The sequence below is a fragment of the Stenotrophomonas sp. 63632_Sma genome (assembly GCF_056482875.1).
This window is the reverse complement of the sequence record NZ_CM151220.1, coordinates 3,443,399-3,456,105: the sequence shown is the minus strand read 5'-3', so window position 1 is coordinate 3,456,105 and position 12,707 is coordinate 3,443,399. Positions and strand designations below refer to the sequence as shown.

6 protein-coding genes and 1 pseudogene are annotated in these 12,707 nt (G+C 67.1%); 5 read left to right on the top strand and 2 right to left on the bottom strand.

Annotated elements, in window-relative coordinates; all coding sequences use genetic code 11:
* Nucleotides 1-6 precede the first annotated feature (6 nt).
* From prpF to pbpC, 4 genes are all read left to right on the top strand, one after another.
* A complete protein-coding gene (gene prpF, locus ACZK45_RS16075; protein ID WP_478444912.1) occupies nt 7-1,185 on the top strand; it encodes a 2-methylaconitate cis-trans isomerase PrpF in 1,179 nt (392 codons plus the stop codon).
* Nucleotides 1,186-1,309: 124 nt separating this feature from the next.
* A complete protein-coding gene (locus ACZK45_RS16070) occupies nt 1,310-2,770 on the top strand; it encodes a bifunctional 2-methylcitrate dehydratase/aconitate hydratase (protein WP_478444911.1) in 1,461 nt (486 codons plus the stop codon).
* A gap of 204 nt (nt 2,771-2,974) precedes the next feature.
* Nucleotides 2,975-7,882 (top strand): alpha-2-macroglobulin family protein, encoded by a 4,908-nt coding sequence (locus ACZK45_RS16065; protein WP_478444910.1) that lies wholly within the window; start codon nt 2,975-2,977, stop codon nt 7,880-7,882.
* Between the two features lie 64 nt (nt 7,883-7,946).
* Entirely contained in the window at nt 7,947-10,328 is a 2,382-nt protein-coding gene (pbpC, locus tag ACZK45_RS16060; protein ID WP_478444909.1) for a penicillin-binding protein 1C, read from the top strand.
* Between the two features lie 129 nt (nt 10,329-10,457).
* Here the strand turns inward: pbpC and ACZK45_RS16055 are convergent, their stop codons facing one another.
* Nucleotides 10,458-11,033, bottom strand: a complete 576-nt coding sequence (locus ACZK45_RS16055; protein WP_049421227.1) for a ferritin-like domain-containing protein — start codon at nt 11,031-11,033, stop codon at nt 10,458-10,460.
* A gap of 29 nt (nt 11,034-11,062) precedes the next feature.
* Nucleotides 11,063-11,545 (bottom strand): peroxiredoxin, encoded by a 483-nt coding sequence (locus ACZK45_RS16050; RefSeq protein WP_032127816.1) that lies wholly within the window; start codon nt 11,543-11,545, stop codon nt 11,063-11,065.
* Nucleotides 11,546-11,806: 261 nt separating this feature from the next.
* Here ACZK45_RS16050 and ACZK45_RS16045 point away from each other — a divergent pair.
* Nucleotides 11,807-12,702 (top strand): annotated as a pseudogene (locus ACZK45_RS16045) (DnaJ C-terminal domain-containing protein).
* Nucleotides 12,703-12,707 lie beyond the last annotated feature (5 nt).

Here is a 12,707-nt window from a genome sequence, read left to right as displayed (position 1 = left end):
CCGACGATGAATTTTCTTCCGCAACTCCGAGTTCCCGCCACCTACATGCGCGGCGGCACCAGCAAAGGCGTGTTCTTCCGCCTGCAGGACCTGCCCGAGGCCGCGCAGGTGCCGGGCGCCGCGCGTGACGCGCTGCTGATGCGCGTGATCGGCTCGCCCGATCCGTATGGCAAGCAGACCGACGGCATGGGCGGCGCCACCTCCAGTACCAGCAAGTGCGTGATCATTTCCACCGCTTCGGTGCCTGACCACGACGTGGACTACCTGTATGGCCAGGTGTCGATCGACACCGCCTTCGTCGACTGGAGCGGCAACTGCGGCAACCTCAGCACTGCGGTCGGTCCGTTCGCGATTGCCAATGGTCTGATCGATCCGGCCCGCGTGCCGCGTGATGGCCTGTGCACCGTGCGCATCTGGCAGGCCAACATCGGCAAGACCATCATCGCGCACGTGCCGATGCGCGATGGCGAAGTACAGGAGATCGGCGATTTCGAGCTGGATGGCGTGACCTTCCCGGCCGCCGAGATCCAGCTGGAATTCATCGATCCGTCCGATGACGGCGATGCGGGCGCGATGTTCCCGACCGGCAATCTGGTCGATACCCTGGAAGTGCCCGGCGTGGGCAGCTTCGAGGTGACCATGATCACCGCTGGCATCCCGACGATCTTCCTCAACGCTGCCGATCTGGGCTACAGCGGCACCGAGCTGCAGCCGGCGATCAACGAAGACAAGGCCGCGCTGCAGAAATTCGAGACCATCCGCGCCTACGGCGCCTTGCGCATGGGTCTGATCAAGAACCTGGAAGACGCTGCGACCCGCCAGCACACGCCTAAGGTGGCGTTCGTTGCACCGGCGCAGGACTATGTGTCATCCAGCGGCAAGGCCATTCTGGCCTCGGCCATCGACCTGCATGCGCGCGCATTGTCGATGGGCAAGCTGCACCACGCAATGATGGGCACCGCCGCCGTGGCGATCGGTACTGCGGCGGCGATTCCGGGCACGCTGGTCAATCGTGCGGCCGGCGGCGGCGAACGCGAAGCGGTGACCTTTGGTCACCCCTCCGGCACGTTGCGCGTGGGTGCGCAGGCCGGTCTCGTTGACGGCCAGTGGACAGTAAGCAAGGCCATCATGAGCCGCAGTGCCCGCGTGCTGATGGAAGGCAAGGTGCGGGTGCCGGCCGAGTGATGCGTTGGTAAACGCCAACCAAGGTTGGCGACTACCGGGCCGCAGTGACCAATTGCTTTGGTAGATGCCAACCTTGGTTGGCATGGTGCACGGGCAACCGTGCACCGTAACGAGGAGATCGACGATGTCTGACAGCCACACCCCATCCAACGAGCGTGCAGCGTGGGATGCGCTGCTGGTGGACATCGTCGACTACGTGCGCGACGCGCGCATCGACTCACCGCTGGCGTTCCAGACCGCGCACCACTGCCTGCTCGACACGCTGGGCTGCGGGCTGGAAGCACTGTCCTTCCCGGCCTGCAGCAAGCTGCTCGGGCCACTGGTGCCAGGCATCAGCGTGGTCAACGGCGCGCGCGTTCCGGGCACCCACTACGTGCTGGACCCGGTGCAGGCGGCGTTCAATCTGGGCGCGATGGTGCGCTGGCTCGATTTCAACGACACCTGGCTGGCCGCCGAATGGGGCCACCCGTCGGACAATCTGGGCGGAATCCTCGCCGTCTGCGACTGGCTGGGACGCAACGCGCAGGCCCTGCGCCGCCCGCCGCCGACCGTGCACGACGTGCTGCTGGCGATGATCAAGGCGCACGAGATCCAGGGTTTACTGGCCCTGCAGAATTCCTTCAACCGGGTCGGGCTGGACCATGTGGTGCTGGTCAAGGTCGCCACCACCGCTGTGGTGGCGCAGCTGCTCGGGCTGGATCGCGAACGCATGCTCAATGCAGTGTCGCTGGCCTGGGTCGATGGCCAGGCGCTGCGGACCTACCGGCACGCGCCCAACACCGGTTCGCGCAAGAGCTGGGCCGCCGGCGATGCCACCAGCCGTGGCGTACGCCTGGCGCTGATCGCGGCAACGGGTGAAATGGGCTATCCGAGCGTGCTCAGTGCACCGACCTGGGGCTTCGAGGCTGTGTCCATGCATGGACAGGCACTGACGCTGGAGCGGCCGCTGGGCAGCTATGTGATGGAGAACGTGCTGTTCAAGATCAGCTACCCGGCCGAGTTCCACGGCCAGACTGCGGTGGAGGCAGCGATCGCGCTGCACCAGCAATTGCGCGCGATGGGGCGGCAGGTCGAGGATATCGCGCACATCGCCATCCGCACCCAGGAAGCCTGCATCCGCATCATCGACAAGAGGGGCCCACTGCACAATCCGGCCGACCGCGACCACTGCGTGCAGTACATGATCGCCATCGCGCTGCTGCATGGGCGGCTGGTGGCCGAGGACTATGAGGACGACGTCGCCGCCGATCCGCGCATCGACGCGCTGCGCGCAAAGATGGCCTGCCACGAGGATCCGCAGCTCAGCGCCGACTATCTGGACCCGGACAAGCGCAGCATCGCCAACGGCCTGAGCGTGCGCTTCAACGATGGCAGTGAACTGCCGGAAGTGCTGGTGGAGTACCCGCTTGGCCACGCCCGACGCCGCGGAGAAGGCATTCCGCTGCTGATGGACAAGTTCCGCCGGCACCTGGCCCATCGCTTCCCGACCGCCCAGCAGCAGCGCATCCTGGCGGCATCGCTGGACCCGGTGGCGCTGGCGGCGATGCCGGTGACCGATTACGTGGACCTGTACCTGCCGGGGTAACAACGCTTTGGTGGGTGCCAACCTTGGTTGGCACGGGCCCAACGCCAACCAAGGTTGGCGGCTATCGGGACCGCCTTGGTCGGCACGGATCCGATCCAGCCGGGCGCGGCCCGGTGCCACCGTTCCGATGCATTCCTGCCGAATCCGCGTCAACACCTTGACGCGGCCTGCCTATAATGGCCACCTCGATCAAGGAGTGACGACATGAGCGGTCCGGCACGGCGGAAGCGGTGGGGATGGGCGGCGGCGGTACTGGCAGGAGGCCTGTTGCTGGGCCTGGCCGGCTGCCGCAACGACAGCGGGCAGCTGCCCAAGGCCAGCGGTGAAGCGATCGCCACCCAGGCCGAGCAGGTGAAGGAATTCACCCTGCTGCGCGCCTACCCGGACCAGAAGAATGACGGCCTGTCGCTGGCGCTGGAGTTCTCGCGCCCGCTGGTTGGCACCCAGGATTTCGACAAGCTGGTGCGCTTCGAAGAGAAGGTCGGCACCGACGACAGCAGTTGGACGCTGTCCGATGACGGCCTGACCCTCCGCTATCCGTTCGTGGAGGCCGGCAAGGAGTTCAGCCTGGTGGTCTCGCCCGACCTGCTGGCCGCCGATGGCAGTCGCCTGGGCAAGGAACTGAAGCAGAAGGTGTTCAGCGGCGAGCTGAAGCCGGTGGTCGGCTTCGCCTCGCAGGGCAGCGTGCTGCCGGCCAAGGACAGCCGTGGCCTGCCGGTGGTCTCGGTGAACGTGCCCGAGGTTGACGTCGAATTCCTGCGCGTGCGCGAGAAGGACCTGCCGACCTTCTTCAGCCAGTACCAGCGCGGCGGCCGCCGTGGCAGCTGGGAACTGAGCAGCGACTACGAGCGCAGCCCGATCAACAAGCTGGCCGAGCCGGTCTACGTCAACCGCTTCATCCTCGGCGGCAAGAAGAACGAGCGGGTGCTGACCTACCTGCCGACCCAGGACATCAAGGAACTGCAGGAGCCGGGCCTGTACTTTGCCCTGCTCAAGCGCACCGGTGACTACGAAGGCGAGTTCGATACCGCGTTCTTCTCGGTCAGCGACATCGGCCTGCATACCCGTGCCTACAAGGACAAGCTGTTCGTGCACACCGCCGGCCTCAAGGACGGCGCGCCGCTGAAGGGCATCGACCTGCGCGTGCTGGATGCCAAGGGCGAAGTGGTGCTGAAGGGCAGCACTGACGGCAATGGCAACGCGCTGCTGAACTACACGCTGGATGCCACCCACGTGCTGGTCGCCAGCAGTGGCAAGGACACCAGCTTCCTGCCGTTCAACCAGCCGGCGCTGGACCTGAGCGAATTCGCCGTGGCCGGCCGTGACAATGCCTGGTTCGACGTCTATGCCTGGTCCGGGCGCGACCTGTATCGCCCGGGCGAAACCGTGCGCCTGTCCGCACTGCTGCGCGACAACGATGGCAAGCCGGTCAAGGCTCAGCCGGTGTTCCTGCGCCTGAAGCAGCCCGACGGCAAGACCTTCCGCGAGACCCGCCTGCAGCCGGGCGAGCAGGGCTACATCAACTTCGAGCAGGTGATCCCCGCCGAGGCGCCGACCGGGCGCTGGCAGGTCGAGTTCCGCACCGACCCGGCGAGCAAGGAAGCGATCCAGGGCATGACCCTGCGCATCGAGGAGTTCCTGCCCGAGCGCATGAAGCTGGACCTGGACAGCGCGCAGGAGACGCTGAAGCCGGGTGAGGACCTGCGCCTGCAGGCCAATGGCGCCTACCTGTACGGGGCGCCGGCCGACGGCAACCGCTTCACCGCGCGCATGGCGGTGGCCGCCGAACAGCAGCCGGTAGAGGGCCTGCCGGGCTACTTCTTCGGTGACCCGACCCTGCAGTTGCCGCGCGAAGCCAAGGACGTGATCGATACCACGCTGCCGGGCAACGGCCAGCTGCGTGAGGATGTTGCGTTGCCGGAAGAGGCGGCCAAGGCCAAGGCACCGATCGCCGTGGTGCTGTCCGGCAGCCTGTATGAAACCGGTGGCCGCACGGTCACCCGTACCCTGAAGCGGGTGATGTGGCCGGCCAACGCGCTGGTCGGCGTGCGGCCGCTGTTCAACCCCGACGATGGTGCTGATTCCAACGGCAATGCGCGCTTCGAACTGATGCGTGTGGATGCCGTCGGTGCGCCGCAGCCGGCCAAGGGCCTGAAGATCACCCTGGTACGCGAGCTGCGCGACTACCACTGGACCTTCAACGACAACCGCTGGGACTACGATTTCACCCGCCGCTTCGAGAACAAGGAAACCCGCACCGTCGACGCCGGCAGCAGCGCGGTCGCCTTCGATTTCCCGGTGGAGTGGGGCGAGTACCGGGTGGACGTGTTCGATCCGTCCACCGGCCTGACCAGCCGCTACCCGTTCCGTGCCGGCTGGAGCTGGGGCGATGACAACCGCGGCCTGGACGCGCGCCCGGACAAGGTCAAGCTGGGCCTGGACAAGACCGGCTACAAGGCCGGTGACACCCTGGAAGTGACGGTGACCCCGCCGCATGCCGGCAAGGGCATCCTGATGGTCGAGACCGACCGCATGCTGTACGTGCAGGACATCGACGCCAAGCCGGGGTCGACCTTCAAGATTCCAGTCACCGCCGACTGGGAGCGCCACGACGTCTACATCACCGCGCTGGTGTTCCGTGGCGGCAGTGCGCCGAGCAAGATCACCCCGGCGCGTGCCGTGGGCGTGGTGCATGTGCCGATGGACCGCAAGGGCCGCACCGTGGCGGTCGGCCTGGTGGCGCCCAAGCAGATGCGCCCGGAGCAGGACCTGCCGGTGACGGTCAGTGCACCGCAGCTGGCCGGCAAGATGGCGCACGTCACCGTCTCGGCGGTGGACGTGGGCATCCTCAACATCACCCGCTTCCCGGTGCCCGATGCCGGTGCGCACTTCTTCGCCCAGCGTCGCCTCGGCATCGATGCCTACGACATCTACAGCCGGGTGATCGAGAGCTTTGATGGCGGTGCCGGCAAGCTGAAGTTCGGTGGCGACATGGCGTTGCAGGCATTGCCGCAGGCCAAGCGCCCGACCGCGCGCGTGCAGACCGTGGACCTGTTCTCCGGCCCGGTGCAGCTCGATGCCAAGGGCATCGCCCGCATCCGCCTGAAGGTGCCGGACTTCAACGGCACGCTGCGGGTGTCGGCGCTGGTCTACAGCGATGACCAGTACGGCAAGCGCGATGTGGAAACCGTGGTGCGCGCGCCGATCCTGGCCGAAGCCAGCATGCCGCGCGTGCTCGCCCCGGGCGACCGCAGCACCGTGACCCTGGACGTGCAGAACTTCACCGGCAAGCCGGGGCAGTTCAACGTGAAGGTGGACACCGAGGGCCCGCTGAACCTGGGCGAGGGCAGCCGCAGCGTGCAGTTGAATGCTGATGCCAAGACAACGCTGAGTTTCCCGCTGTCGGCGCGTGAGGGCCACAGCGTGGCCAAGGTGCGCGTACGTGTGGACGGCAACGGCTTCAAGGCCGATCGCCGCTACGAGCTGCCGGTGCGTGCGGCGTGGCCGCAGGTGCTGCGTTCGCAGGTGCGCACGCTGGATCCGCTGGCAGCGGTCAGTCTCGACAACAGCCTGACCGATGGCCTGATGTCCGAGTCGGTGAATGCCCGCCTGCTGGTCAGCCCGCTGCCGCCGATTCCGTTCGCCAGTGCGCTGCAGGGCGCGCTGAACTACCCGTACGGCTGTGCCGAGCAGACCACCAGCAAGGGCTACGCCGCGCTGATCCTGGACCAGGCGACGTCGTCGATGCTCGGTGCCGATGGCCTGGATGCCAAGACCCGTCGCGAACGCATGGAAGGTGCGTTCGGTCGCCTGGCGTCGATGCAGGTGGCCAACGGCAACTTCTCGATGTGGGGTGACGACGGCTACGTGAACCCGTGGCTGACGCCTTACATCACCGAGTTCCTGCTCGATGCCAAGGAGGCCGGCTTCGCGGTGCCGGACAACGTGCTGCAGAAGGCACTGAACCGGCTCAGCGAGGACCTGCTGTCCGGCGGCAACCAGTTCTACGGCCAGGACGACCGCGAGAAGCTGAAGTTCGCCAATCAGGCCTATTCGGGCTACGTGCTGGCCCGGGTCAACCGCGCTCCGCTGGGGACGCTGCGCACGCTGTATGACAACGAGCGCAGCAAGGCGGTCGGCGGCCTGTCGCTGGTCCATCTGGGCGTGGCGCTGTCGCTGCAGGGCGATGCCAAGCGTGGCCAGGCGGCACTGGCCGCGGCCTTCGCCAAGTCCAGCAGCGAACGTCCGTCGTACTTCGGCGACTACGGCAGCGCGATCCGTGATGACGCGCTGATGATCGCGCTGACCCACGAAAACAAGCTGGCCAAGCCGGCCTGGGATGCGCGTGCGGTGGATCTGGGCCGTGGCCTGGATGCGCGCCGCAATGCCGGCTGGATGTGGCTGAGCACGCAGGAACAGGTGGCCATCGCCCGCCTTGGCAAGGCACTGGCCGCCAATCAGAAGGCGCTGGTGGCCGGTGAGCTGGTGATCGGTGGCAACACCGAAGCCATCGGCGAGCGCAAGCTGTTCGGCCGCAATTTCAGCGCCAGCGAGCTGGCCAGCGGCGTGCGCTTCACCCCGCAGGGGCAGCCGCCGATGTTCGCCAGCATCGACGTGGCCGGTATCCCGCGCAGTGCGCCGGCACCGGACAACAGCGTGCTGGGCATTGAGCGCAGCTACTTCGGCACCGATGGCAAGCCGTGGTCGCCGCGCCCGCTGAAGGAAGGCGAAGCGCTGATCGTGCGCGTCACCGTCACCGCCGACACCACGATGCCCGATGCACTGCTGACCGACCTGCTGCCGGCCGGCCTGGAGATCGAGAACTTCAACCTGGGCGATGCCAAGCAGTGGGCCGACGTAGTGGTTGATGGCATCACCATCAGCGACCGCGGCGAAGCTGCCGACACCAAGCACGAAGAGTTCCGCGACGACCGCTATGTGGCTGCGCTGAAGCTCTCGCGTGGCAGCAAGGCCAACGTGTTCTATCTGGTGCGTGCGGTGACCCCGGGTACCTACTCGGTGCCGCCGCCGCTGGTGGAGGACATGTACCGGCCGCAGCTGCGTGGCGTCGGCCGTAGCAACCCGACCACGATCACGGTGGTACAGCCGTGACCGCGCGGACGGGCCGCGACGGCGCGGCCCGTCCCGCTGGCAAGCTCCAATCCGGCGCGCTGCAATGAACAACACGATGACGACCCGGCTGGCGGCCCTGCGCCGCTGGCTGCGGCCGCTGTGGCCGTGGCTGCGCTGGGGTACAGCGGCACTGTTGGCACTGCTGCTGGTGCTGGATTTCGCCTTCCCGCCGCCGCTGCCGAAGCAACCCGATACCAGCACCCTGGTGGTTGCCGCTGATGGCACGCCGCTGCGCGCGTTCGCCGATGCCGAGGGCGTGTGGCGCTATCCGGCATCGATCGACAGCGTCTCGCCGCTGTACCTGCAGGCGCTGCTGACCTACGAAGACCGGTGGTTCTGGCGCCATCCGGGCATCAACCCGCTGGCGATCCTGCGTGCCAGCGGCCAGTTGCTGCGCGGTGGTCGCATCGTTTCCGGCGGCTCGACCCTGACCATGCAGGTCGCACGCATCCTCGACCCGCATACGCGCACGCCGTGGGGCAAGCTCAAGCAGATGCTGCGTGCGGTGCAGCTTGAGGTGCATCTGAGCAAGCAGCAGATCCTGGCCCTGTACCTGGAACGGGCACCGTATGGCGGCACCATCGAGGGCGTGGAAGCGGCCAGCTGGGCGTACCTGGGCAAGCCGGCGGCGCAGCTGTCGCATGCCGAGGCCGCGCTGCTGGCAGTGCTGCCACAGGCGCCGAGCCGGCTGCGTCCGGACCGTCATCCGGAAGCGGCGCAGAAAGCGCGGGACAAGGTGCTGTCACGCATGGCCGAACTGGGCGCGTGGACGCCGGAGGAGGTCCAGGATGCGCGCATCGAGAACGTGGTGGCGCGCTCGCTGCGGCCTCCGCTGCACGCTGCACTGCTGGCGCAGCGCCTGCACTCGGCGCATCCGGGCCAGGCGCGTATCCAGAGCAGCATCGACATCGGCCTGCAGCGCACGCTGGAAGAACGTGTGGCCAGCTATTTCTCGACGCTGCCGGAGCGCACCTCGGCAGCCTTGCTGGTGGTCGACAACCAGACCCTGCAGGCGCGTGCCTACGTCGGTACGTTGTCCTTTGGTGACCGCCAGCGGCTCGGCCACGTCGACATGGTGCAGGCCTGGCGGTCGCCGGGCTCCACGCTCAAGCCGTTCCTGTATGCGATGGCGCTGGACGATGGCCTGATCCATTCGGAAAGCCTGCTGGTGGATGCGCCACAGAGTTTCGGCAGCTACCGCCCCGGCAACTTCGACATGGCCTTCAATGGGCCGATTGGTGCTTCCAGCGCATTGCGGCTGTCGCTCAATGTGCCCTCGGTGGATCTGCTGCAGCGGGTCGGGGCCGCGCGCTTCGCCGCGCGCCTGTCGCACTCCGGCATCCAGCTGCGCTTCCCGCCGGGCAGTACGCCCAACCTCTCGCTGATCCTGGGCGGCACCGGTGCGCGGCTGGAAGATCTGGTCGGCGCGTTCGCCGCGCTGAACCGCAACGGCATTGCCGGACGCGTGCGCTACACCGATGACGAACCGATGATCGAGCGGCGCCTGGCGTCGCCGGGCGCCAGCTGGATCGTGCGCGAGATGCTGGAATCGAACCCGCGACCGGGCTACAGCGTCGGTACCTTCGATATCGGTGGCCGCCCGCGCGTGGCCTGGAAGACCGGTACCAGCTATGGCTATCGCGATGCGTGGGCGATTGGCAGCACGCGCCACTACACCGTGGGCGTGTGGGTGGGCCGGCCGGACGGCACACCGCTACCGGGCCAGTACGGCGCGGTGACCGCGCTGCCGCTGATGTTCGAAGTGGTGGACAGCCTACCGCGCCAGCGCGGCGATTCGGCTGCTGCACCGATGCCGGCCAGTGTCAGCCAGGAAGATATCTGCTGGCCCACCGGCGAACGGGCCGAAGGCCTGCCGACGGCACTGTGCCAGCGGCGGATGTCGGCCTATCTGCTGGACGGCGCGGCACCACCGACCTTCCCCGAGCGCGAGGCGCGGCGCTGGCAGCCGGGGCGGCAGCGTTACCTGGCCGACGTGCGGACCGGACTGCGTGTATCGGCCGATTGCCGTAATCCACATGAGGAAGTAGCGCGCGAGATCGCGCGCTGGCCGGCGTTGTTGTCACCGTGGCTGCCCAAGGCCACGCGCGCTGCCTCGCAGTTGCCGGCGTTGTCGCCGGATTGCCGCGACGACGGGCGTGAGGCCAGCGTGGCCCTGCACATCGATGGCCTCAATGATGGCGCCACGCTGGCGCGTGCACCCAATGCCGAACATGGCGTGCGCCTGCAGCTGCGCGCGCTGGGCAGCGAGCAGGCGGTGGACTGGCTGCTGGATGGCCGTTGGATCGCGCAGACCCGTGGCGCGCAGTTGATGCAGCGCGAGTTCGCCGATCCGGGCGCACACACTTTGACCGCGCTGGCGGCCGATGGCGCGTGGACGCAGGTGCGGTTCAACGTTCTCCGCTAGATGCCGGCCTTGGTCGGCGCGCGGTCCAACGCCAACGACACCGCCGTGCTCTGGTAGGTGCCAACCTTGGTTGGCACGCGATAAATGCGCCCACCAAGGTGGGCATCTACCAAGGCGTATGCGGGGCCGCTATTCCCCGATCCACCCATCCAGCAGGTCGGCGAACTCGTCGGCGTGCTCCTCTTCCTGCGCCAGTATCTCTTCAAGGATGCGCTTGGTGGTGGTATCGCGGTCGCCGATGAAGTTGATCATCTCGCGGTAGCTGTCGATGGCGATGCGTTCGGCCACCAGATTCTCGCGGACCATGTCGCGCAGGTCGCTGCCTTCCTTGTACTCGGCGTGCGAGCGTGCGGTCAGTGTATCGGGGTTGAAGTCCGGCTCACCGCCGAGCTGGACGATGCGCTCGGCCAGCTTGCCGGCGTGCGCCTGTTCCTGCTGTGCATGTTCGAGGAATTCGGCTTTCACCGCGTCGGCCAGCATGCCCTTGGCCATGAAGTAGTGCCGGTAGTAGCGCAGCACGCATACGTACTCGGTGGCCAACGCATCGTTGAGCAGCTTGATCACGACCTTGCGGTCGGCGCTGTAGCTGTCGGTGATCGCACCGTCTTCGATGTTGCGCCGCGCGCGTTCGCGCAGGGTCTTGCGGTCACTGATACCGGGCACCTTTGCGGCAGGCTTTGCGGCTTTGGCTGGCTTGGTGGACATGGCTGGCCGTTTCCTCTTGCGGTGGAAGATCAGGTTGGCAGGTGCTCCAGCACGTATTCGGCCGAAGACACTTCGAACTGGCCGGGCTGCTCGATCCAGGCCGCACGCACCACGCCATCCACCACGTACAGGGCGAAACGGCGTGAGCGGATGCCCATGCCCGAGGCGCTGGCGTCGAGCTCCAGGCCGAGCGCACGGGTCAGTTCGGCATTGCCGTCGGACAGCATCAGCAGGCCGTCGGGCACGCTCTGGTCGGCGGCCCAGGCCTTCATCACGAACGGGTCGTTGACCGCCATGCAGTAGACATCGATGCCGCGCTGGCGGAACGCCTGGAATTTCTCGACGTAGCCGGGCAGGTGGCGCGCCGAGCAGGTCGGGGTGAACGCGCCGGGCACGGCGAACAGCACCACCTTGCGTGCGTCGAACAGCGAATGCGTATCGAGCGTTTCGATGCCCTCGCGGATGCGCTTGAGGGTCACTTCCGGAATGCGGTCGCCGACATGGATGGTCATGGGGAACTCCTTGCTGGGGCAGGCTAGTGGGCCGGATGGGACAGGGGCGTCAAGACATTGGAAAACCCGTGTGCAGGCCCCATCTTCAGGCTTTGTGGCAGGGGCTTCCAGCCACAGCGTGGGGCATGGGGATGGCAGCCGCATTGCGCAGGATCAGTCGGCCTCACCGGGGCCGCACGAGGGGCGGCGTAGCATCGCCGGCGCGTAGAATGAACCTGGGGCGGCGCCACCGGCGCGGCCGAAGCAGATCGAGGTAGCTGGATGGAATTCAAGGATTACTACGCCACCCTGGGGGTGGAACCGAGCGCGGGCGAGGCGGAGATCAAGACCGCCTACCGCCGGCTGGCACGCAAGTACCACCCGGACGTCAGCAAGGAGGCCGGGGCCGAAGACAAGTTCAAGGCGGTCAACGAGGCCTACGAGGCGCTGCGCGATCCGGAAAAGCGCGCGGCCTACGACCAGCTGCGCGCGCAGGGCTATCGCCCGGGCGAGGAGTTCAACGTGCCGCCGAACTATGGTGGTGCTGGCGGTTTCAATTTCGAGGAAGTATTCGGCGGTGGCGGCCCCAATGGCGGCTTCAGCGACTTCTTCGAGAGCCTGTTCGCGCGCCAGCGTGGCGGTGGTGGCGCTGGTCCGGGGCCGGGTTTCAGCAGCCAGGGCCATGCGCCCAACCGTGATACCCGCGCCAAGCTGTCGGTGCCGCTGGAAGCGGCCTACAGTGGCGACAGCCTGCGCATCACGGTCAACGGCAAGCAGCTGGATGTACGCGTGCCCAAGGGCATCCGCCCAGGCCAGGTGATCCGGCTGGCCGGGCAGGGCAACCATGGCGGCAACCTGCTGCTGGAAGTGGAATATGCCGCCCACCCACAGTTCGAGGTCGATGGCCGCAACATCCTCTATACGCTGCCGGTGACCCCGTGGCAGGCCGCGCTGGGTACCAGCATCAGCGTGCCGACCCTGGGTGGAGCGGTGGAATTGAAGATTCCGGCCGATTCCGATGCCGCAAGCTGCGCCTGCGTGGCCGCGGCCTCGGCCTGCCGGGCAATCCGGAGGGCGACCAGATCGTCGAGATCGAGATCGTGGCCCCGGCCGCGACCGACGAGGCGCAGAAGAAGGCCTACCGGAACCTGGCCAAGGCCTTCGGCGAGACCATTTGAAGGTA

Bases quoted from the DNA above. Each gene is read 5' to 3' on its own strand.
- prpF (WP_478444912.1), top strand. From the start codon at position 7: ATGAATTTTCTTCCGCAACTCCGAGTTCCCGCCACCTACATGCGCGGC.
- ACZK45_RS16070 (WP_478444911.1), top strand. From the start codon at position 1,310: ATGTCTGACAGCCACACCCCATCCAACGAGCGTGCAGCGTGGGATGCG.
- ACZK45_RS16065 (WP_478444910.1), top strand. From the start codon at position 2,975: ATGAGCGGTCCGGCACGGCGGAAGCGGTGGGGATGGGCGGCGGCGGTA.
- pbpC (WP_478444909.1), top strand. From the start codon at position 7,947: ATGAACAACACGATGACGACCCGGCTGGCGGCCCTGCGCCGCTGGCTG.
- ACZK45_RS16055 (WP_049421227.1), bottom strand. From the start codon at position 11,033: ATGTCCACCAAGCCAGCCAAAGCCGCAAAGCCTGCCGCAAAGGTGCCC.
- ACZK45_RS16050 (WP_032127816.1), bottom strand. From the start codon at position 11,545: ATGACCATCCATGTCGGCGACCGCATTCCGGAAGTGACCCTCAAGCGC.